The following is a 22066-nucleotide window of genomic DNA, read 5'->3' as shown; positions in this document are numbered from 1 at the left end:
TTGCCTGAAATCCTGCCGATATCTTCTTGTTTTCCCACATCATATTGTTGCCGACTTTACGCGTTTCTCATATTCCATTTTGGTCGACCCTATCACGTTATTCAATAAAACCAGTGATATTTGTCAAACGGTTGTTTTAAATCCTTAACAATCTCGTTACAATGCGTGTGGTCAGACCTCTTTAGGAAGGAGAAACTATGAGCAGTAAGGACGTGGGGAAAATCGATCTCACCACTAGAAATGGTGAGCGAATTGCTGTTGTGGCGGGGCTTCGTACCCCTTTTGCCCGCCAAAGTACCGAATTTAGTCAAGTACCAGCGGTGGACTTAGGAAAAATGGTCGTAGCCGAAATGATGGCGCGCACCAACATTGATCCTAAGTTGATCGACCAAGTGGTGTTTGGTCAAGTAGTGCAAATGCCAGAAGCGCCAAATATTGCTCGTGAAATTGTACTGGGCACTGGAATGGACATTAATACTGATGCCTACAGTGTAACTCGCGCTTGTGCGACGAGCTTCCAAGCCGCTGCCAACGTTTGTGAAAGTATCATGGCAGGGACGATAGACGCCGGTATCGCTGGTGGAGCAGACTCATCTTCCGTGCTACCAATTGGCGTATCCAAGAAACTTGCTGCCAACCTATTGGCTCTGAGTAAAACAAAAACGGTCGGTCAAAAACTCAATATTCTTAAAAAGCTATCGTTTAAAGATTTGATGCCAGTGCCACCTGCCGTCGCAGAGTACTCGACAGGCCTTTCTATGGGCCAAACTGCCGAGCAAATGGCTAAGTCGCATGGTATCACTCGTTTAGAACAAGACGGGCTTGCTCACCGCTCTCACACTCTCGCCTCTCAAGCATGGAAAGAAGGTAAAGTGCGCGACGAAGTCATGTCGGCGTTTCCAGAGCCTTATAAGAAGAGCTTGGATGAAGACAACAACATCCGCCACGACTCTGAACTTTCTAGCTACAGCAAACTGCGTCCAGCATTTGATAGACAATATGGCAGCGTTACAGCAGCAAACAGTACGCCGCTAACGGATGGCGCAGCAGCGATTATGTTGATGCGTGAAGGGCGAGCGAAAGAGCTTGGGCTTGAAATCAAAGGCTATATCCGTTCTTACGCCTTCTCAGCAATTGGTGTGCGTGAAGATATGTTGATGGGGCCTTCCTATGCCACACCGATGGCGCTAGATCGCGCGGGTATCTCTTTGTCCGACCTAACGCTGATTGATATGCACGAAGCCTTTGCGGCGCAAGCGCTCTCTAATGTGAAGATGTTTGCCAGCGAGAAGTTCGCTCGAGAAAAATTGGGTCGCTCTCAAGCGATCGGTGAAATTGACATGGATAAGTTCAACGTTCTTGGTGGCTCCCTTGCTTACGGTCACCCGTTCGCTGCCACTGGTGCGCGAATGATTACGCAAACGCTGAATGAACTGAAGCGACGCGGGGGAGGGCTTGCTCTTAATACTGCGTGTGCAGCAGGTGGCTTGGGTGCAGCAATGGTTCTGGAGGTAGAATAATGAGTGAACAAAAAGCCTTTCATCTTTCAGTAGATGAGCAGAACATCGCATGGCTTGGCATCGATGTGCCAGGCGAAAAAATGAATACGTTACAAGCTGCGTTTGCGGAAGAGATGGCGCAGCTGTTTGAAGAGTTAGAGCAGAAAAAATCTGAGTTAAAAGGACTGATAGTCCACTCGCTTAAACCGGATAACTTCATCGCTGGTGCCGACGTAAGAATGCTTGATGCTTGTACTTCAGCTGAAGAAGCTCAGTCTTTAGCAGCTAAAGGACAAGAGATGTTCCAGCAGCTTTCAGATTTGCCCTTCCCAGTTGTTTCGGCGATACACGGACCTTGTCTAGGTGGTGGGCTTGAGCTGGCGCTGGCGTGTGACTACCGAGTCTGTAGTGATGCTGGTATTACTAAGCTCGGCTTACCAGAAGTGCAGCTTGGATTATTGCCTGGATCTGGCGGTACTCAACGATTGCCACGTTTGATTGGTTTGCTGCCATCATTAGATCTCATCTTAACGGGTAAACAGCTTCGCGCTAAAAAAGCCAAAAAGCTTGGCGTGGTTGATGCGAGTGTACCGAAGACTATTCTGCTAGATGTGGCTAAACAGTTTTTGGAAAAAGGCAAAAAACGCAAAGCCAAGAAACTGAGCAAGAAAGAAGTGCTAATGGCGGGTACTGGCCTTGGCCGCAAGGTGATTTTTGATCAGGCAGCGAAAAAGACTAACGAAAAAACCCGCGGCAATTATCCAGCAGCAGACGCTATTTTGGATGTGATTCGTTATGGTCTCGAGAAAGGCATGAAGAAAGGGCTAGAAAACGAAGCTAAGCGTTTCGGTGAGCTCGTCATGACGTCTGAGTCAAAAGCGCTGCGTTCTATCTTCTTTGCAACCACTGAAATGAAGAAAGAATTTGGTAGTGATGCTAAGCCAAACACGGTAAATAACGCTGTAGTCCTTGGTGGCGGGTTAATGGGGGCGGGTATTACTCATGTCACAGTCAGCAAAGCTAAAGTGCCAGTGCGAATTAAAGATGTGTCTAATGATGGTATCGTCAACGCGCTGGGTTACAACTTCAAGCTATTAGAGAAAAAGCGCAAGCGCCGCATTATTTCTAAAGCAGATTTGCAAGCGCAAATGCTGCAAATGGCAGGTGGCACCGACTTTACCGGATTCGATAAAGCGGACGTAGTGGTTGAAGCCGTGTTTGAAGACTTAGGTCTAAAACAGCAAATGGTGAATGATGTGGAAACGCACGCGAAGCCAACCACTATTTTTGCGACCAACACGTCATCGATTCCAATCGCACAGATTGCAGAAAAAGCTGAGCGTCCAGAAAATGTGGTTGGTCTGCACTATTTCAGCCCTGCAGACAAAATGCCTCTAGTGGAAGTCATTCCTCATGAGACGACGTCAGAAGAGACCATCGCCACTATGGTTCAGTTTGCAAGAAAGCAAGGTAAGACGCCGATTGTGGTGAAAGACCAAGCGGGTTTCTATGTAAACCGTATTCTTGCGCCCTATATGAATGAGTCGGCGAACGTGCTTCTTGCGAACGAACCTATTGAGTCATTGGATAGAGCATTATTAGACTTCGGGTTCCCTGTTGGGCCGATTACGCTGCTTGACGAAGTTGGCGTGGATATTGGCGCTAAGATCATGCCGATTTTGGTCAATGAATTGGGTGAGCGATTCCAAGGGCCTGACGTCTTCGACAAGCTGTTGAATGATGGTCGAAAAGGGCGGAAGTCCGGTAAAGGTTTTTACACTTACAAAGGTAAGAAGAAGACCGTTGATAGCTCAGTGTATAGCGTGTTAGGTCTTAAGCCTGAAGCGACAATGTCAGAAAAAGATATCGCGATCCGCTGTGTGCTGCCAATGCTTAATGAGGCGGTACGCTGTTTAGATGAAGGCATTATTCGCAGCCCTCGTGACGGTGACATTGGTGCCATCTTCGGCATCGGTTTTCCGCCATTCTTGGGTGGCCCATTCCGTTACATGGACTCTTTGGGTATCAAAAAAGTCGTCGACTTAATGAATGAGCATGCTCAGAAATACGGTGACCGCTTTGCACCTTGTGATGGACTCGTGACGAGAGCAGGCCTAGAAGAGAACTTTTATAAGTAATCTAGAGAGCGTTACACAGAAAACTTAGGGTCTACAAACATTCACCCCCTCAACAGAGGGGGTGTTTTTTATCCTAAATCGGTGTCTTTTGGTCTTAATTGAAACTCTTCAATCGAGCCTATTTCAAGTCCTAACTCAAGTTTTTCGGCATCGACATGTGCCTTGCCTTGGCTATGCATAATCAAACGATTTGCAGTGCGCGGTTTCAGCTCATTGACAACGAAGCGAATCATATCGGCGCGTGTTAATGATTTGAGTTCCTCAAGCACTTTCTCTCGCTGACTAAAGCTGGTGTCTTTATTGCCTATGGCAATCCACAATCGCTGAGCGCGGCCGCGTAACGTGGTATCTGGAGTCGCAATCTGATTCCAGAGCCCTTTCTTGCTGCTGTGCCATTGATAGTCATTGAGCTCAAGCAGCACCATGTAGACCGCATTCAAAAATTCATCGATAGAGCGAATAAGATCGCTTGGTGCCGCATTTGGGGATTGTACATAAAGCACTATCCCTGGGTGGCGATTGAGAGGCATGTTACCGGTGCCGACCATATAACCGAGTTGTTGTTTAGTTCGGATTTCATGGAAGAAGGTCGCTGACATCAAATGATTGGCCAGAGAGTAGAGTGCGATGCTACGTGGATTGATATCTTCACATTGGTAATAGACCACAATCGCAGAGTCATCTTGATCGCAAAACACTTCTTTTTGGAAGCTGCCATTGCGTCCAAGCATGATCAAAGGTCGCAAACTCTCTTCGTATTTTTGATTGTGGATACGAAGTGCATCTTTGAGCGTGGTGGCGATGTCGTATGCACCTTGCTTATGCCAATCGCCATACACGAACATATCGATGTGCAGCTCAGATAATATCGCTTGTACAAAACTAGGTAGCTCATCGACCGTGATGGTTTCTAGTGCATCAAGTAACACAGAGTTTGGTGGATTATTTGGCTGTAAAATGCCCGTCATGGCATTGAATAGCTGTGAAATCGGGCGATCTTTCGCCGAGTTACGCCAACCTCTCATTAACTGCGCTTTTATGCTCTCAAAGCGTGCGGGATTAAACTCTCGTGACGCAAATCGCTGGAGTATCATCTCCAATAACTGAGGCTGCTTTTTGCTAAAACCAGAAATCGACAAGGTGACACCACCTTGGTGGGCGTACATATCGTAGCTCAGACCTGCGACTTCAGCGGGGTAGGTTTCCTCAGAGAGCGAGTCAAGGAACATTTCTACACACAGCCTTGTTTTGACTATGTTACGGGAAGAAGCGACCGAATGGGGGCTATCGATAGCGATAAACACCACTCCTTTCGGTACCTTAAATTGACTGTCCTGAAGGTGCCAAAGGCGAAAACCGTCTAAATCCTCTATAAGCTGAGGATGCGCCTCTTCGCTTTCAAGTGGATAGGTCGACAAGTCGTAGTTGATGAACGGGTTTTTTTCGGGCAGACAGAAGGGCTGCTCCGCTTCTTTTAGAGGCTGATTGAAAAACGCCAGTTCCTCTTCAGTGAATGCCATGACCGAGTATGGCGTAAAGTACCACTTCGCTTGTTTGTCGTAGTGTTGCTCTTTGGCAACCAGCGTTGCTTTGAGATTTCCGGTCGTTAAGAAATGGGCATACTCAAGCAGCATAGCTTCGTCATAGCCCACCATTTTGTAGTCGCCATAAATGACGTCCTCTGGTGGGTAGTGTTGCATGTTCATCACCAGATGACTGACCATGTCCATTTGTCTTGCAGGCTCTTGAAACTGGAACGCAGATTCCATGACGGCACGCTTTTCCAAGTAGCGCCATTCCTGCATGCCTTGAGTTTTAATGAGCTCTAGGTACTGGAACACCGCTTGAATCATCTCATTGACGTGCTCAAGCCCAGTTGGTGTCAGTGTCATACTGACACTAAACTCGCGGTAGTTACTACCAGATGCGCCACCACCGGCAGACAGGGACGTGATCCAGCCAAGTTCTTTAAGATGCAGCATTAAGCTGCCTTTGCCTTCATAGCCCAGCAAGTTGGCAAAATAAGACAAAGGTTTTTGGTGATAATGTTGCTGAGTCGCAGGAAACGGGAACGCAAGGATTAACTTACGAAGCTCTTTGATGGGTTCAACGCGTACCATGACTTGAGTATTGTCTTTGGTGGCGAAAGGCACGTCTATGGACTTGCTGATGCGTTGATTATTGACGATGTCTGCAAACTTGTCTGTTGCCCACTGTTCTAATTCATCCAGCTCATGAGGGCCAATCATGGCTAATGTCATGATGTCAGCAGAATATTGCTGCTGGTGGAACCGAAGAATCTCGCCGCGAATGCTTTCACCATTGCGATCGCTTAGCGTTTCAATATTGCCGACAGAAAATTTGGCGAAAGGGTGCGCTTGGTTAATAGTCTCTTTTTGTACTTGGTATAACCTGCGTCCGTCTTCATTAAGTTTAAGCTTGTATTCGGAATCGACGGCTTGACGCTCTTTATCTAGCGCTTCTTCGTTGAAAAGCGGGGCAGTGAAAAACTGACTGAAGCGATCGAGGCCTTTCTCAAACGCATTTGGATAGACGTCAAAGAAGTAACACGTATGCTCGGTGCCAGTCCAAGCATTATTACTGCCGCCGTGTTGACTGATAAAGGATTGAAATTCTCCGACTTTAGGGTACTTTTCCGTGCCCAAGAACAGCATGTGTTCGAGGTAGTGAGCAAGACCCTCTCGATCGTCTGGATCGTCAAAATGGCCGACGTTCACTGCAAGCGCTGCGGCGGACTTTTGGGCGTGCTCGTCTTTGACGAGCAGGACGCGTAACTCATTACTTAGAGTGAGGTAGCGATATGAGCGATTATCATTTGGACTTATATGCACGTATCTTCTCCGGATTAAGCGGTGGCTTGGGACAGCTTAACCAAGCGTCTGGCGACAAAAGTGATGTCTCACAATTGGTACTAACAGGGATAACCAACAACTATTTACAATCTTTCATGGAGACAGACAAAAACTAACTTACAATCTTTTTAAGTATTAACCTTTAAATTGTTAAGAAAGTCGAAGCCTTTAGCAAGTGAATTGATATAATTAATTTTTTTAAATAAGTATATACCCTAGTTATCGGAATATGCAGGCAATTGCGAGAGATAGCGCAGGGTTTAAGCGCTAGAGATGATTGCTTTGTGCGACCATTGAATAGGCGGGTGTTAATATGAAAGTGTTTATTATGCGTCATGGCGAAGCCGTCCATTATGCACCAACGGATGAGCAGCGTGCCCTAACTGAGCATGGCAAAGACAACTCGATTGTCGTTGCCAGAGCGTGTAAGCAGCAAGGGTATGGTCGTTTTGATAAGGTACTTGTGAGCCCTTATCTAAGAGCGCAGCAAACGTGGGCTGCGATCAGCCAAGAGTTTAGTAGTGATGACGTCGTCACCTCTGATGACATTACGCCTTACGGTCAGGCTGAGGATGTAGTGGAGTATGTCTCAACGATTGCTGAGATTGAAAGTCTAGAGTCGATTTTACTCGTCTCACACTTACCGTTGGTTGGTTATTTAACGGCAGAGTTTGTCGGCGACATCAGTGCGCCTATGTTCCCAACGTCTGGGCTGGTGTGCATCGAATACGATGTTCAGAGAAGGCAGGGCGAAGTGCTTTGGCACATTCACCCTTAGAGAATAACTGAAGAAAGGTTATTTCTCAGGAATCGAAAGTAAAACCAAAAGCGCGCCATCGCCGCCAAACTCAAGCGGCGCTTGGTGGAACGCCATCACGTCTGGATGTTGAGCCAACCAAAGTGGTGCTTTTTGCTTAAGAATGTGTTTGCCGATGCCGTGCATGACACAAGCACAGTGCACATTTTCTCTTATGCAATGGGCGATCATTGCCCCCAACTCTCGCTTGGCTTCTTGCTGAGTCATCCCATGCATGTCTAAGAACACATCCGGTACATACACTCCGCGTCGCAAGCGTTTCACTTCGTACGTGGACACATCATCACGCGCATAACGAGTCGGACCATCATCGCTCAGATGTGGCTCAAATTCGTCAGAGAAATAAAACTCCGCGTCTTTGGCTTCGCGGTTGGTTCTTTTCTGCTCTTTTTGTTTCTTATTTCTGTTTGGCTGCTGGACTATGGTATCCTGTTGCAACTTTTTTACGCCTTGTACTGCATCCCTAAAGAGGGCGAAATCGTCATCAGCGTTGGTGTCTTTTTTGCTCATGGACTGGGACAACTCAATAAACATCTAGATTGGCAGTATTGTAGCGCTTTTTGGAGGCAATTTTGGATAAGATTTTTGTGGAAGAAGCCGTTTCTGAGCTTCATACACTTCAAGACTTGATTCGTTGGACCGTTAGTCGGTTCAATGCAGCAGGTCTGTTTTACGGCCACGGCACCGACAATGCTTGGGATGAAGCGGTTCAGCTGATCCTGCCAACGCTGTACTTACCGATTGACGTGCCACCACATGTTTTAAACTCGCGCCTAACCAGCAGCGAGCGTCTGCGTGTTGTTGAGCGTGTTATCAAGCGCATTAACGACCGCACACCAACAGCTTACTTAACCAACAAAGCTTGGTTCTGTGGCCTAGAGTTCTTTGTTGATGAGCGTGTATTGGTGCCACGTTCGCCAATTGGTGAGCTGATTGAAGCTCAGTTCCAGCCTTGGCTTGCTGATGAGCCAGTTCGCATTATGGATCTGTGTACTGGTAGTGGCTGTATTGCGATTGCCTGCGCGCACGCTTTCCCTGATGCCGAAGTGGATGCCATTGATATTTCAACAGACGCATTGGAAGTCGCTGAGCAGAACGTTCAAGACCACGGTCTAGAACAGCAAGTGTTCCCAATTCGATCAGATCTTTTCCGCGATTTGCCAAAAGAAAAATACAACCTGATCGTCTCTAACCCACCATATGTGGATGAAGAAGACATGAACTCACTACCAGAAGAGTTCACCCATGAGCCAGAACTTGGCCTAGCGGCAGGTACTGACGGTCTGAAATTGGTGCGCCGAATTCTATCAAATGCACCGGATTATCTGACTGATGACGGTATCCTTATCTGTGAAGTAGGTAATTCAATGGTTCATATGATGGAGCAGTACCCACATATCCCATTCACATGGATTGAGTTTGAAAACGGCGGCCACGGTGTATTCATGCTAACGCGCGATCAGATCCTTGAGCACGCAGAAGAGTTCTCGATCTACAAAGATTAATCGAGTACTGACTCTAAGATAAAGTAACGCTGCAATGAGAATTGCAGCGTTTTTTCGTTTGGGGGTTTACAACGTCAGCCTTTGTCGTCACTATGAATTCACGAAGAATAGACAGGCAAAGGACAAGCGTTAACAGTTAGCTTTGGTACCACTTATCCTTGGTATCACTTAGTATAAATTGCTGAGAGAGAGGCTGCGGACACTGCGCTTGTTCGGACAGACAGAGGAAGTAATGGCAGGAAATAGCATCGGACAACATTTTCGTGTAACCACATTTGGTGAGAGTCACGGCATCGCACTAGGTTGTGTGGTGGACGGTTGCCCTCCTGGATTGGAAATCACGGAAGCCGATCTGCAAGTTGACTTAGATCGTCGTCGTCCAGGGACATCAAAATACACCACTCAAAGACGTGAACCTGATGAGGTAAAAATCCTTTCAGGTGTGTTTGAAGGAAAAACCACAGGCACGTCGATTGGTCTACTGATCGAAAACACCGATCAGCGCTCAAAAGATTACTCAGAAATCAAAGACAAGTTCCGACCAGGACACGCGGATTACACCTACCACCAAAAATACGGTATCCGCGATTACCGTGGTGGCGGCCGTTCGTCAGCTCGTGAAACGGCGATGCGTGTCGCGGCGGGTTCTATCGCGAAGAAATACCTTAAACAAGAGTTTGGTGTTGAAATTCGTGCTTACCTATCACAAATGGGCGATGTATCTATTGATAAAGTAGATTGGAACGAAATCGAAAATAACCCGTTTTTCTGTCCAGATGTCGACAAAGTAGACGCTTTTGACCAGTTGATCCGCGATCTTAAAAAGCAAGGTGACTCAATTGGTGCCAAGCTACAAGTGGTTGCGACCAACGTATCTGTGGGTCTAGGGGAGCCAATTTTTGATCGCCTTGATGCGGATATCGCCCATGCTCTAATGAGCATCAACGCTGTGAAAGGTGTCGAGATTGGTGACGGCTTTGATGTAGTGAATCAAAAAGGCAGTGAGCACCGCGATCCACTGACGCCGGAAGGCTTTAGCAGCAACCATGCTGGTGGCATCCTAGGTGGTATCTCTACCGGTCAAGATATTGTTGCCAATATCGCACTGAAACCAACATCAAGCATTACAGTACCGGGTGAAACCATCACGAAAACCGGTGAGCCAACGCAATTGATCACCAAAGGTCGTCATGACCCATGTGTGGGTATTCGCGCTGTGCCAATCGCTGAAGCTATGTTGGCGATTGTGTTGCTTGATCACCTATTGCGTCATCGTGGTCAGAACCACGGCGTGCAAACAGAGACACCAGTGATTTAATCAGTTCAACATTATACCCAAGATATCGTCATCCCTGCGCAGGCAGGGGTCTTCTTACAGCGAGCACCAAGCCTTAAGTAGATTCCTGTCTACACAGGAATGACGGTGTTTTAGAGTTTGTCGTTCTCCCACATATCGTCACCTTCAAAGACCCAGTGTATCGTTACCCCTGCGCAGGCAGGGGTCTTCTTATAGCGAGCACCAAGCCTTAAGTAGATTCCTGTCTACACAGGAATGACGGTGTTTTAGAGTTTGTCGTTCTCCCACATATCGGCACCTTCAAAGACCCAGTGTATCGTCACTCCTGCGCAGGCAGGGGTCTTCTTATAGCGAGCACCAAGCCTTAAGTAGATTCCTGTCTACACAGGAATGACGGTGTTCTAGAGTTTGTCGTTCTCCCACATATCGGCACCTTCAAAGACCCAGTGTATCGTCACTCCTGCGCAGGCAGGGGTCTTCTTACAGCGCACCAAGCCTTAAGTAGATTCCTGTCTACACAGGAAGGACGGTGTTTTGGAGTTTGTCGTTCTCCCACATATCGGCACCTTCAAAGACCCAGTGTATCGTCACTCCTGCGCAGGCAGGGGGCTTCTTACAGCGAGCACCAAGCCTTAAGTAGATTCTTGTCTGCACAGGAATGACGGTGTTGGTGGTGTCCTAAAATAGTCGTCACCCCACTAGCCGTGCTAATTAACAGCAGGGATTTTTTGTCCCAAATCACGTCTTAAGCAATAAATACCCAAAAATCCATACGTTATGAAATTAGTCACAATATTTGTGTGGGTATAGGTTCACACTAGTCACTCAGCCATCATGTGGGAGTGCATTGTTTGGACAGAAGGATCCGAAAAATGACTTGGAAGACGAGTAGGCGGGAAACCGCCGACTCAATGTAACAGTGCTTGTTTCCAATCATTTAAGGAGCGTCTTATGTCTCAACATGAAATTAGAAATATTGCCTTTGTCGGTCAAACAGGAACTGGCAAAACCAGCTTAGTTGAACGTCTACTTTTTGAGTCCCACGCCATTAATAACCTAGGTCATGTTGAAGATGGTGACACGATCACCGATTTTGACGACCAGTCTATTCACTATCAGCACAGTGTTGAAGCAACCCCAGTCACTCTTTCGTGGCGCAACCATCAAATGAACTTCATCGATACTCCGGGACAAGTCGAGCTTCTCGGCCGCACGATGAGTATCTTTCCAGCGGTTGAAACCTCTGCTTTGGTGCTGGATGCAGGTAGTTCTATCAACCAAGTCTCCGAGCGCTTATTCCGATTCGCAAAAGATCAGAAAAAATGCCAGATGGTGATCATCAATAAGATCGATCAGCACCCCGACAAGCTTTTGGCATTACTTGAAGAAATTGAGCAGCGCTTCGGCGCACAATGTTTACCGATTAACTTACCGTCACAAAAGCCGGCGGAAGTCGTCGATTGCTACTTTGAGCCAAATCCTGAGCAAACCACGTTGTTTAGTGGCGTCGATGAAGCCCATGAGCTACTGGTCGATCAGGTTGTTGAAATGGATGAATCGTTGATGGAGCTCTATTTGGAGCAAGGCTCAGAACTAACACCAGAGCAGCTCCACGATCCGTTTGAAAAAGCGCTCCGAACCGGTCACGTGGTACCCGTTTGTTTTGTCTCCTCGGATACGGGTGCTGGCTGTGAGCTGTTGCTGCGCACTTTGGCAGAAATTATGCCAATGCCAGACGAAGGCAATCCACCGATGCTAGAGAAAAATGGTAAGCAAGTAGCGATTGATTGTGACAAACGTGACCATACTGTCGCGCACGTTTACAAGGTCAATGTGGATCCTTATATGGGCAAGCTTGCTTACGTGCGTGTTTTTCAGGGTGAAATTACCGCGGGCAGTCAGCTATTCGTTGGTGATAGCAGTAAAGCGTTTAAAGTTGGCCACCTATACAACTTACAAGGTAAGAAACGTCAAGAGATCACCACTGCTAAAGCGGGGGATCTGTGCGTATTGGTGAAAGTGGATGATCTTGCCTTTGATTCTGTGATCCATGATTCTCACGATGAAGACGGCGTGCAGTTCAAAACGCTAAACTTCCCTGAGTCGATGTACAGTCTGACGCTGACACCGAAAAAACGCGGTGATGAGCAGAAAATGTCTGACGTATTAGCCAAGATTGCCGCAGAAGATCCATCACTTAAGATAGAGCACCGTACACGCACTAATGAAACGGTACTTAGCGGTCAGGGTGAATTCCATCTCAAGATCGCGCTTGAAAAGATGCAAAAAGTCTTCAAGTTAGATGTAGAAACCAGTCAGCCAAGCGTTGAATACTTCGAGACCATTACTAAGCCTGCCGAAGCGCAATATCGTCATAAGAAACAGAGTGGCGGCGCTGGACAGTTTGGTGAGGTTCAACTGAAAGTAAGGCCGCTTGAGCGTGGCGCTGGCTTCCGATTTGTTAACAAAGTAGTTGGTGGCGCGATTCCAACCGCGTTAATCCCAGCAGTGGAAAAAGGCATAGTTCAGGCATTAGAAGAAGGGGCGATATCCGGCAATCCAATCAAAGACATAGAAGTGACGGTGTTCGATGGTAAGTATCATTCGGTTGACTCAAAAGAGATTGCGTTTGTCATTGCTGGCAAAAAAGCCTTCTTGCAGGCTGTCGAAGCAGCAGGCCCTATCGTATTGGAACCCATTGTCGACTTGTCTTTAGAAATTCCAACTCAACATGTCGGTGATGTTTCCGGCGATCTTTCTGCTAATCGAGGGCTCATCGTCGGAAGCGAACAAGGCACTTATGGCAGCACCATTTTGGTCGCTAAATCGCCAATTAACGAGTTGGCGGATTACTCCCGCAGGCTAAAAGCGTTAACGGGTGGAGAAGGGCGCTTTAGCATGACTCTGAGTCACTATGAGCCGGCACCGCCCATGATTCAAAACCGAGTGTGTGAGGAGCAAGAGTAAACAAGTCGGCTCCAACGGAAAACCGTTGGAGCCGATGTTTTAAGCCGACCTTTTTATGCAGAACACTTTAGCCAAAGACGTGTTAAGACTTACTCTTTTCCTGCTCAGAATCTGATGATGTCGAGTTCGCTGTTGGTGCTGGCTGCTGTTTTTCCATTTCTGAAATTTGCTTTTCTAGCTCTTTGATGCGGATTTCAGCTTCTAGCTCAGCCACGCGTTTTTCTGAGTCTGAACGCGTGTCTTTCTGTAGGCTTTCAGCCAAAATTTCTGTACGTTCAGTTTCACGCGCTTCTGCGGTATCTTTCATCGAGCCTGATACGCCGCCAGCAACTGCACCTGCGGTACCTGCCTTAACAGCCACCTCTGGACTACCCGTTAACACACCTGCAGTCACACCAATTAGGGCGCCGCCAATTGCGCCACGATTACGTGCTTCATTGCGGTTTGCTGTGTCTTCATTCGTGGCTTTGTTTGATGCACATCCTGTTGCGAATAGCGCCATCACAAGAGCTAAGGCTTTAAGAGTTTTCGATGTCAGCAGTTTTGATGAAAGCATAATATTACCTGTATTGTTACGCCTTTTCGTTGTAAGGCGTTGATTGGTGATTGCCTTGGATGACACTCACTATACCGACAGGTGATATATAGAACGATAAGGGAGACAATAAAGCTGATATTCAAGTTGCGAATATCAGCTTCAGCGTCATTTGAGACTAGAAATCGAATTAGTGTAGCGCTTCTTCGCTGTCTAACTGAAACGAAGGTAAACGCCATTTGAAGCGCAACGCTGCCATACGCAATGTGTAGCCAACCACCAATGTGATGACGGTGGTAGATAGCGTCGATAACCCGTACTCAAGCAGTGCCAAATATAGGCAGGCTGCGACGACAGAAATAGATGCATACAGCTCCTGATGAAGCACTAGTGGCGTTTGGCGACAGATCAAATCACGCAGTAGACCACCAAAAACGCCAGTGACGAGACCAGATACTACACAAATGAATGGGTGTAAGCCCATGCCAAGTCCAACATTGGTGCCGATAATGGTAAACACAACTAAACCAAGAGCATCGAGTCTTAGGAACACACCTTTAAATTTAATAATCCATTTTGCCAGTCCCGTTGTTAGGATCCCTGCAAAGCAAGTAATGGCCAAAAACTCAGGATGTTTTACCCAACCTAGCGGATAGTGACCAAGCAAGATATCACGAACTGTACCACCACCAATTGCAGTTGCACTGGCAACGAGCATGACACCAAACCAATCCATGTTGCGTCGGCCCGCACTGAGCGCGCCAGTCATCGCTTCTGCCGTGATGCCGATGATATATAAGACGGTGAGTAACATAACGCTAACACTCGAAAAATGAAGATGCGATAGTGTAGTGATTTGTGTCAATATTGACGAATGAAATGATTTGTCACGCAAACGTTTTTCGGATTACTTAAACTAATCTTTTTTAGGGTGAGTCACGGTTTTCGCAACAAAGATATAGCCGCTCAGTTGGCTTTGTACAGTTTGCCCTTTACGTCGCCTGCGATTGAATACACAATAACGCCAATTATTATAGCTACGCTACTGTTATGCACCACGAGTACCAAGATCTTATTACTGTTTTCAATCACACCTTTTTCGATGATTATCGCACCAAGCTTGAGTTAGGTGGCGATGAGCCAATCTACCTTCCAGCTGATGATAAGGTCGACTATCATCGTATTGTTTTCGCAAGAGGGTTCTATGCCTCCGCATTACATGAGATTGCTCATTGGTGTGTCGCTGGCCCTGAGAGAAGGTTGTTGGAAGACTTTGGTTATTGGTATCAACCAGACGGTCGGACGGCAGAGGTACAAGCTGAGTTCGAGAAAGTAGAGATCCGTCCTCAAGCCTATGAGTGGATCCTTGCGGCCAGTGCTGGATTCCCGTTTTCAGTCAGTTGCGACAACCTAAGTGGCGACTTTGAACCGGATCGTCTTGGATTTATGGGGAAGGTTCATGCCGAGGTTGCCTCTATCCTCGAAAAGGGTATTCCACCTCGCGTAAAACAGCTGTCAGATGCATTGCGCAGCTTTTATCAAACCCCTGAATTGACTCATAACACCTTTGTGGTGCGTTAGCGCATAGCCTCCATCATCGAATTACTATTAAAGAGCCTCAACATGATTATTGAATACGAAGAAAAACTGTTAGAAACCATTGATTCACGAATCACTCAAGCTTCCGATGATGAGCTATTTGCCGGTGGTTACTTGCGTGGTCACATTTCACTGTCTGCCGCATCGTGTGAAGAAGATGGTGTTGTTGATATTGGTGAATTTAAAACTCGAATCCAAGCAAGCCTAGATGAGGCCAAGTCAGAGCTGAGCCCAGCGGACCGCGTTATCGTCAATGACTTGTGGACAGAGCTACAAGCCGTTATTTAATACGGCAAGCCTAGCAACGAAGACGTAGGCAAAATGTACTTGTTCAAATAATTCGATGAACTAGATAGGATTTTCTCTCTTGCTGGATCAAGCAGATAGGTTAACCTTTAATCAAACATTACGTGAGACTAAAGGGAATCGACTATGAAAGTTATCGCATTTGGCGCAAGCACTAGCAGTACTTCTATTAATAAAGCTCTAGCAACTTACAGCGCCAATTTAATTGAAGGCGCTGACGTCGAGGTGCTTGACCTTACTCAGTTTGATGTTCCACTATTTTCGGAAGACAAAGAGAAAGAAATCGGTCAGGCAGAGGGGGCAAAAACGTTTCTTGATGCGATTGCAACCGCGGATGCATTAGTCATTTCTTTTGCTGAGCACAACGGTCACCATCCAGCAGCGTATAAGAACTTGTTTGATTGGGCGACACGTATCGAACGCGAAGTATTTAAGGGCATTCCTGCAGTCTACCTCGCTACTTCACCAGGACCTGGAGGCGCTGCAAACGTGCTTGCGGCGGCAACCAACTCCGCGCCTTATTTTGGCGGCAATGTCAAAGCGAGTGTCTCTGTTCCGAGCTTTTACGATAATTTTGACCTTGAATCGGGTCAGCTCACCAACGCTGAGTTGATTGACAAAGTTCAATCGGCCATTGAGCAGCTCTGATCTCACTTTTGTATCGTAACTATTTTTATATGAAGGCGCCTATTTATGGCGCCTTTTCTAATTCCGCTTTTTTATTTACGAAATGGGGTCATCCATTTCTCAAATTCATACTCGTTTCTCAAATTAATACATAGCTATATTGGCATTGATGATGCCAAAGAGTAATCTTAGCCACAGCTACATAAGTAAAAAATAAAAAGGATAAGGGAACACTATGCTTCAGCTTGCAATTATCGGCACAAACTGGATTAGCGAGAAGTTTGCTCGCGCGGCACTGCAAACCGAACAGTTTGTGATTCGAGGGGTTTATTCACGTGCGCTTGATAAAGCGCGTGCATTCGGCGAACCGCTTGGCGCTACTCTATTTATTGACTCATTAGAGGAACTTGCGGCGTCAAAAGAGATTGATGCGGTTTACATTGCTTCACCAAACAGCCTTCACAGTGCTCAAGCAATACAAATGATGCAAGCGGGGAAGCATGTCATTTGCGAAAAGCCAATGGCATCCAACTTAGCGCAAGTAGAGTCGATGCTTGAAGTGGCTAAAGCCAACAACGTGGTGTTGATGGAGGCTTTCAAAACGGCTTATTTACCTAATTTTATTGAAGCTAAAAAAGCGCTAGCGAACCTAGGAAGATTGCACAAGGCTCATTTGACCTACTGTCAGTACTCGTCTCGCTATCAAAAGTATCTTGATGGTGAAAACCCGAATACCTTTAACCCTGAATTTTCCAATGGCTCAATCATGGATATTGGTTTCTACTCCGTGGCGGCTGCAGTGGAGTTGTTTGGTGCACCGACTCAGATTCAAGCAAGTGCTCATTTGTTGGAGTCAGGGGTTGATGCTCATGGTAGCGTTTTGCTTCGTTACCCTGAGTTTGATGTGACGTTAAGCCATTCGAAGGTAAGTAATAGCTACTCAACAAGTGAAATCCAAGGGGAAGAGGGTAGCCTGATACTTGCTGACTTCTCTGAGTGTTTAGGCTTTGATTTGTATGCTCGAAGTGGTGAGCGTACTCATTTTGAAACTGAACAAGTTGAGAACAGCATGATGTATGAAGCGAAGGCCTTTGCATCGATGATTTTGAAAGGAGAAATGGATGAACACGCGACTCAGCGCTCGCTGACAATTGCCCATATCATTACTGAAGTTCGCCGTCAGACTGGCATTGTGTTTCCGGCAGATGTTAACTCTCAATAGATAATTTACAGTTAAACACAATGAAAGCGTCGGACAGTTGGCAGTGACACCGACGCTTTACCTAGACTATGTATTTAAATTTAAGCTTTTTGCTGTCCTGAGTCAGAGTCGCGAGCCACCCCGCGATCTATCAGCTTAGACTTACCAAGACCAATAAACACCATTACGGTTGCCACTGCGATACAGACAGCACCAACGCCGACCTGCCCTTGGAAATCGCCCGTCGCCGTTGCTGCCTGCGCAACGATTGGACCTGCCGCTAGACCGACTGTACCGATCTCTGGGCCGTATGAGCTAAAGTAACCTGACTTATCTGTGGTCGCTAGTGCTGTGTAGTAGCGAGCGTACATCATGTTCCAAAGCATAATGTAAAATGCAGAGAAGCCAAGGAATGATGTGGTGTCGTTGGTGCTTGCCATACCAAAACAGACCGCCGCGTTAATCACACTAAGAGAAACAATGATGGTGGTATGGCTATATTTCTTGTCGACAACCGCAGTCAGAATGCCACCGATCACGGCCATCACTGAACCTACCGCCAACACCAAACCGACATCTTCAGTAGACGCTTGCATGTCTGCACCAATGATCTCGATATACGGATAAATGATACCAAGGCTTAAGCTGTAAACCAGGAATGCGCCACCAACCCAAATCATAGGGACAACGTATTTCTTTTTGTCGACGCTATCGCCGTGTACAGAAGAGAGTTCTTTGTCCTTGTCAACACGGCCATTATCAGGGTAGAACCAGAAAGCGACCAAGCATAACGCAGAGGCAAACATAAAGAATTGGTAGAGGGCGTTGAGACCGAATTCTGCCATGAGCTCTGGGATCAAAATGAACCAAGTGATTAGCCAAACATTGAGGGCGGCAATCATGTAACCAAAGTTACGACCTGGGTGCTTAGTCACACTCATTCCCACCAGACCTAATGAATAGCCGATGCCTTGGCCGCTACCAGCAATCAAACGACTGGTGATAAAGCTATCGAAGTCCTGCGCAGTCATACTCATGTAGTTACCCGCAATCAGTGCGATAGCGGCAATGTAACCAATGTAACGCCAGTTAACACGGCGAATCAGAAGTAGCGAAAAAAGTAGAGAAGAGAGGGCTGTGGCAAGAAGTTCGTACATCGCGATGCTTTCAATTTGCGCATCATCGAGTGCCATAGCTTCTGCAGCGCCGCCAAGCATAAAGGGTAAAAAGTTAAACGCGTTAGGCGCAAACATCACCAGCATCATAGCTGCGATGATTAGCGCTTTTGAATCAATCGTCCGTTTTGGGCTAATAAAAGTGTTTAGCATATTGAGCTCCTATCCATCCTTGAACAGTTTGTTATAGACATGTTAATAGTGAGCGTTAATTAGCAATTGATGTAGTACCCAATTGGGTTACAGAGATGTTAATGGATGTAATTATTGTGTTTCATATCAGGTTCGGGTCTCTGTGAGGACACAAAGACCCGGTAGGAGAGGTAAGGCGAGGACGGATTAACCTAGAATATAGTCGGCGTATTTACTGCGCAGATCTTTCTTGCTCAATTTGCCAGTAGCGGTGTGGGGGAGCTCTTTAATAAACTCAACCGCATCCGGGATGCAGAACTTAGCCACTTTACCGTCAAAATGGTCAAGCAGCGCTTCGGCAGAGATTTCTACATCGTGGGTAACGGCTATCAGTAGCGGTCTTTCTCCCCATTTTTTATGAGGAACACCGATGACCGCCGCCTCTTTGATATCAGGGTGGCCGACGGCTATGTTTTCAAGCTCAATCGAGCTAATCCATTCACCACCGGACTTTATCACATCTTTAGAACGGTCTGTGATCAACATATAGCCATGGGGATCCACGCTGGCGACATCACCCGTGTCAAAATAGCCATTGTCGTCAACGGACTCGCCTTGCTTATAGTAACCAGAAGCAATCCAAGGTCCCCTTACTTTGACTGCACCAAATTGATGGCCATCCCATTCCACTTCTTGACCCTGCCAATCTTCGATCCGCATATCGACACCAAATACAATACGCCCTTGCTTGAGCTTATAGTTCATCTGCTCTTTTTCTGACTGCTGCTTGAGGCTCGGTTTTAGTTTATTAAAAGTGCCAAGTGGACTCATCTCAGTCATCCCCCAGGCGTGGTGAACCGAGACATTGAACAGCTCATCAAATTCATTGATTAGTAGCTCTGGACATGCCGAGCCACCAACTACGATGCGATCCAGTGTCGGTACTTGAATGTCATTGTTTTTAAGATGCTCGAGTAGCATCAGCCACACGACAGGTACCCCTGCGGTCATCGTGACACCCTCGCTATTGATGAGGTCGCTTAACACTACGCCATCGGCCATCTTAGGTCCCGGCATCACGAGCTTGGTGCCGGTCATAGGTGCGCTGTAAGCAAGCCCCCATCCGTTTACATGAAACATGGGCACAATTGGCATAACGGTTTGGTCGATAGAAAGCGAAAATGCATCCGGTAGTGCGCTACCTAGTGAATGGAGCACGGTAGAACGATGTGAATACAACACACCTTTCGGGTGTCCGGTCGTACCCGAGGTATAGCATAGGGAGCTCGCATCATCTTCGGCCAGTTCTGGCCAGTCGAACTCATCGCTTTGATCGTCAATCAAGGATTCATAATCGGTTAGATTGGCAATGTTGACATCGGGTAGGTGCGCCTTATCACAAAGGGCAACATAGTGACGAACTGATGGGAAATTGTGCTGCAGCTTTTCAATGAGCGGCGCAAAAACCGGATCGAAAAACACGACGGTATCTTCGGCGTGATTGACGATGTATTCGATTTGCTCTGGAAATAAGCGCGGGTTGACCGTGTGCAGTACGGCACCCGAACAAGAGATGGCGTAGTACAGCTCAAGATGACGATAATCGTTCCAGGCAAACGTAGCGATGCGCTGCCCTTTTTCTAGACCAAGTGACTGCAGCGCATTGGCAAGCTGGCGAGTTCTTTTAAATGCGTCGTTAAGGGTATATTTGTGGCGAGGATTGTCATAAGTCACCGAGACAACTTCAGTATCACCGTTCACTTTATCCGCATGACGCATGATTTCAGTAATGGTGAGAGGGACATTCATCATTTGACCTTTCATTATGCAACTCCGTTTGTTATTGGAATGTGAATAGTATGTGATCGCATTGGCTTTGGGTATGTACCCCAATAGAGTTACGAGTTGAGTTGTGAAGTCACATAAGTGTCAGGCTCTGCAGTAGAAACTTTGACACAGCTCCTTAAAAGCGGGGTAATTTACTTTTTATCATTCAATATATTTGTCACGATGGAAGATATAATTTACTCATCGATGCGCTTTGATTGCAGAAGCGACCATTGCAGAATCGCATCCCATTGTACAAACGAATAGTTCTAACGGTGAAAACCGCGAAGAGCGGAACGTTGGGTCTGTACTGAGTTGAGCAAGCATCGAGAATCATGGTAATTGAATAGGCATGTGAAGTTAAGATAAGGAGTGTCTATGTCTCAACCTACGACAATGACGGAACAAGCAGGTGCATGGAGTGAGTTCAACCGACACTATCCACGATTAATTGCCGCTATTGGAGATGCAACATTTCTACAGCGACTGTCTGAGCTTACAACTGCGATTGTTGGTTATGACAGTTTAGTCGTGATGAGCTTTGGTGGAGAAAACGCACCTGTTTTGCTTTACAACGATACGAGTTTTTTCGAAGACCAAGCTATCGACAAAGAGTTTATGAGCGCTTTGGTGCTGGATCCGTTCTATCAGTTGATCCGCCGCGGAGTAAAAGAAGGAGTCTATCGTCTCGATGATATTGCTCCAGATGAATTCTACAGTAGCGATTACTACCACCAAATATATAAACAAACAGGGTTGCAAAAAGAAGTGGGAGTCATCACCAGTTGTGGTGATAATTTGCGTTTAGTGCTTTCACTTGGACTGCGCAATAAGGCGAGCGTAGATGTCGATGAAGTGGAAGTCGTGAATACTTTTTATGAGCTGATCAGTGTCGCGATTTGCAAGCACTTTCAGGTAGGCCATCCAGAACAACGTACTATTGGTCATCAGTTGAATGATATTTTCAGTAACTTTGGCAAAGACTTCCTTAGTGAACGTGAATGTCAGGTGACCCAATTAGTATTGCAAGGTTACTCTACTAAGGCGATTGCGCCTTTGTTAGAAGTCTCGACAGAAACTGTGAAGGTATATCGCAAGCGAATCCACAATAAGTTAAAAATATCTTCCCAATCAGAGCTGTTCTCTCTGTTCTTAGAAGCGGCATCTACGGTGCCTGCTGACAGCAATATTGACCCGCTAACCCTGTATTTTGGTGGCAAGAGCGTGCACTGATCACCTTTTATCCCCTATTAGGGTTATTGGGTGGAGTGTTAAAAATATTTAACATAGTAACGGTTGGAACCAGTAAGCGCGACAAAGTAGCGTCTGCTAGTGACACATCTCCTTATCTGAGCGCACGCTTGAGCCGCGTAGCGCCGTCAGTTTACCCGATCTCTTGGTAGTCAGAGGTCGGGTTTTTTGTGATCTTAATCCGAGGTTGCACGGAAGTAGCCCGAATGTATGTGATTGCAATCACATTTGGTTTTTAGGTGTTTGATAATTCTGAGTGATAGGTAAAATGAAAACGAATTGTTAAATGGTGTGGTGGGATTTTAGTCAAACATGCT

At 46.6% G+C, this 22066-nt stretch carries 17 protein-coding genes; 11 read left to right on the top strand and 6 right to left on the bottom strand.

Annotation, left to right across the window (positions count from 1 at the left end):
* Positions 1-197 precede the first annotated feature (197 nt).
* Together fadI and fadJ are read left to right on the top strand one after the other, a co-directional pair.
* Positions 198-1520 (top strand): acetyl-CoA C-acyltransferase FadI, encoded by a 1323-nt coding sequence (gene fadI / locus PG915_RS11860; protein ID WP_418642052.1) that lies wholly within the window; start codon positions 198-200, stop codon positions 1518-1520.
* Positions 1520-3637, top strand: a complete 2118-nt coding sequence (gene fadJ / locus PG915_RS11855; RefSeq protein WP_353496708.1) for a fatty acid oxidation complex subunit alpha FadJ — start codon at positions 1520-1522, stop codon at positions 3635-3637. The genes fadI and fadJ overlap by 1 nt, the downstream gene beginning before the upstream one ends.
* Before the next feature lie 68 nt (positions 3638-3705).
* Here the strand turns inward: fadJ and PG915_RS11850 are convergent, their stop codons facing one another.
* Positions 3706-6489 (bottom strand): insulinase family protein, encoded by a 2784-nt coding sequence (locus PG915_RS11850; protein WP_353496707.1) that lies wholly within the window; start codon positions 6487-6489, stop codon positions 3706-3708.
* Positions 6490-6823: 334 nt separating this feature from the next.
* Here PG915_RS11850 and sixA point away from each other — a divergent pair, with 334 nt between their 5' ends.
* Entirely contained in the window at positions 6824-7288 is a 465-nt protein-coding gene (gene sixA, locus PG915_RS11845; protein ID WP_353496706.1) for a phosphohistidine phosphatase SixA, read from the top strand.
* An 18-nt stretch (positions 7289-7306) separates the two neighbouring features.
* Here the strand turns inward: sixA and smrB are convergent, their stop codons facing one another.
* Positions 7307-7837, bottom strand: a complete 531-nt coding sequence (smrB, locus tag PG915_RS11840; protein ID WP_353496705.1) for an endonuclease SmrB — start codon at positions 7835-7837, stop codon at positions 7307-7309.
* A 62-nt stretch (positions 7838-7899) separates the two neighbouring features.
* Here smrB and prmB point away from each other — a divergent pair, with 62 nt between their 5' ends.
* The 3 genes from prmB (at position 7900) to fusA (ending at position 13096) form a co-directional block, all read left to right on the top strand.
* Entirely contained in the window at positions 7900-8832 is a 933-nt protein-coding gene (gene prmB / locus PG915_RS11835; RefSeq protein WP_353496704.1) for a 50S ribosomal protein L3 N(5)-glutamine methyltransferase, read from the top strand.
* Positions 8833-9064: 232 nt separating this feature from the next.
* A complete protein-coding gene (aroC, locus tag PG915_RS11830; RefSeq protein ID WP_353496703.1) occupies positions 9065-10150 on the top strand; it encodes a chorismate synthase in 1086 nt (361 codons plus the stop codon).
* Between the two features lie 930 nt (positions 10151-11080).
* Positions 11081-13096, top strand: a complete 2016-nt coding sequence (gene fusA / locus PG915_RS11825) for an elongation factor G (protein ID WP_353496702.1) — start codon at positions 11081-11083, stop codon at positions 13094-13096.
* Between the two features lie 82 nt (positions 13097-13178).
* Here the strand turns inward: fusA and PG915_RS11820 are convergent, their stop codons facing one another.
* Both PG915_RS11820 and PG915_RS11815 read right to left on the bottom strand, forming a co-directional pair.
* The gene (locus PG915_RS11820) at positions 13179-13652 is read right to left on the bottom strand and encodes a glycine zipper family protein (protein WP_353496701.1); all 474 of its coding nucleotides are present in this window, start codon (positions 13650-13652) and stop codon (positions 13179-13181) included.
* A 169-nt stretch (positions 13653-13821) separates the two neighbouring features.
* Positions 13822-14445, bottom strand: a complete 624-nt coding sequence (locus tag PG915_RS11815; RefSeq protein ID WP_353496700.1) for a trimeric intracellular cation channel family protein — start codon at positions 14443-14445, stop codon at positions 13822-13824.
* A gap of 236 nt (positions 14446-14681) precedes the next feature.
* Here PG915_RS11815 and PG915_RS11810 point away from each other — a divergent pair, with 236 nt between their 5' ends.
* From PG915_RS11810 to PG915_RS11795, 4 genes are all read left to right on the top strand, one after another.
* Complete coding sequence (locus PG915_RS11810) at positions 14682-15212, top strand: elongation factor P hydroxylase (RefSeq protein WP_353496699.1); 531 nt, start codon at positions 14682-14684, stop codon at positions 15210-15212.
* Positions 15213-15254: 42 nt separating this feature from the next.
* Complete coding sequence (locus PG915_RS11805; RefSeq protein WP_353496698.1) at positions 15255-15518, top strand: YfcL family protein; 264 nt, start codon at positions 15255-15257, stop codon at positions 15516-15518.
* 144 nt (positions 15519-15662) lie between these two features.
* The gene (locus tag PG915_RS11800; RefSeq protein WP_353496697.1) at positions 15663-16184 is read left to right on the top strand and encodes an NADPH-dependent FMN reductase; all 522 of its coding nucleotides are present in this window, start codon (positions 15663-15665) and stop codon (positions 16182-16184) included.
* A 214-nt stretch (positions 16185-16398) separates the two neighbouring features.
* Entirely contained in the window at positions 16399-17385 is a 987-nt protein-coding gene (locus tag PG915_RS11795) for a Gfo/Idh/MocA family protein (RefSeq protein WP_353496696.1), read from the top strand.
* A gap of 80 nt (positions 17386-17465) precedes the next feature.
* Here PG915_RS11795 and PG915_RS11790 read toward each other — a convergent pair whose 3' ends face one another.
* Together PG915_RS11790 and PG915_RS11785 are read right to left on the bottom strand one after the other, a co-directional pair.
* A complete protein-coding gene (locus tag PG915_RS11790) occupies positions 17466-18692 on the bottom strand; it encodes an MFS transporter (protein WP_353496695.1) in 1227 nt (408 codons plus the stop codon).
* Between the two features lie 186 nt (positions 18693-18878).
* Complete coding sequence (locus PG915_RS11785) at positions 18879-20495, bottom strand: long-chain-fatty-acid--CoA ligase (RefSeq protein ID WP_353496694.1); 1617 nt, start codon at positions 20493-20495, stop codon at positions 18879-18881.
* A 381-nt stretch (positions 20496-20876) separates the two neighbouring features.
* On the opposite strand from PG915_RS11785, the gene PG915_RS11780 reads away from it, so the two are divergent.
* Positions 20877-21731 carry a helix-turn-helix transcriptional regulator gene (locus PG915_RS11780; protein WP_353496693.1) on the top strand — a complete coding sequence of 285 codons (855 nt, stop codon included), beginning with the start codon at positions 20877-20879 and terminating at the stop codon, positions 21729-21731.
* Positions 21732-22066: the final 335 nt, after the last annotated feature.

Origin of the sequence: Vibrio sp. CB1-14 (assembly GCF_040412085.2) — a bacterium.
In the GTDB taxonomy this organism is placed as follows: Bacteria; Pseudomonadota; Gammaproteobacteria; order Enterobacterales; family Vibrionaceae; genus Vibrio; species Vibrio chaetopteri.
This window is presented reverse-complemented; position numbering and strand designations above follow the sequence as displayed.

Excerpts from the sequence above, each read along its gene's own strand:
- fadI (WP_418642052.1), top strand. The coding sequence starts at position 198 with ATGAGCAGTAAGGACGTGGGGAAAATCGATCTCACCACTAGAAATGGT.
- fadJ (WP_353496708.1), top strand. The coding sequence starts at position 1,520 with ATGAGTGAACAAAAAGCCTTTCATCTTTCAGTAGATGAGCAGAACATC.
- sixA (WP_353496706.1), top strand. The coding sequence starts at position 6,824 with ATGAAAGTGTTTATTATGCGTCATGGCGAAGCCGTCCATTATGCACCA.
- smrB (WP_353496705.1), bottom strand. The coding sequence starts at position 7,837 with ATGAGCAAAAAAGACACCAACGCTGATGACGATTTCGCCCTCTTTAGG.
- aroC (WP_353496703.1), top strand. The coding sequence starts at position 9,065 with ATGGCAGGAAATAGCATCGGACAACATTTTCGTGTAACCACATTTGGT.
- fusA (WP_353496702.1), top strand. The coding sequence starts at position 11,081 with ATGTCTCAACATGAAATTAGAAATATTGCCTTTGTCGGTCAAACAGGA.
- PG915_RS11820 (WP_353496701.1), bottom strand. The coding sequence starts at position 13,652 with ATGCTTTCATCAAAACTGCTGACATCGAAAACTCTTAAAGCCTTAGCT.
- PG915_RS11815 (WP_353496700.1), bottom strand. The coding sequence starts at position 14,445 with ATGTTACTCACCGTCTTATATATCATCGGCATCACGGCAGAAGCGATG.
- PG915_RS11810 (WP_353496699.1), top strand. The coding sequence starts at position 14,682 with ATGCACCACGAGTACCAAGATCTTATTACTGTTTTCAATCACACCTTT.
- PG915_RS11805 (WP_353496698.1), top strand. The coding sequence starts at position 15,255 with ATGATTATTGAATACGAAGAAAAACTGTTAGAAACCATTGATTCACGA.
- PG915_RS11800 (WP_353496697.1), top strand. The coding sequence starts at position 15,663 with ATGAAAGTTATCGCATTTGGCGCAAGCACTAGCAGTACTTCTATTAAT.
- PG915_RS11795 (WP_353496696.1), top strand. The coding sequence starts at position 16,399 with ATGCTTCAGCTTGCAATTATCGGCACAAACTGGATTAGCGAGAAGTTT.
- PG915_RS11790 (WP_353496695.1), bottom strand. The coding sequence starts at position 18,692 with ATGCTAAACACTTTTATTAGCCCAAAACGGACGATTGATTCAAAAGCG.
- PG915_RS11785 (WP_353496694.1), bottom strand. The coding sequence starts at position 20,495 with ATGAAAGGTCAAATGATGAATGTCCCTCTCACCATTACTGAAATCATG.
- PG915_RS11780 (WP_353496693.1), top strand. The coding sequence starts at position 20,877 with ATGTCTCAACCTACGACAATGACGGAACAAGCAGGTGCATGGAGTGAG.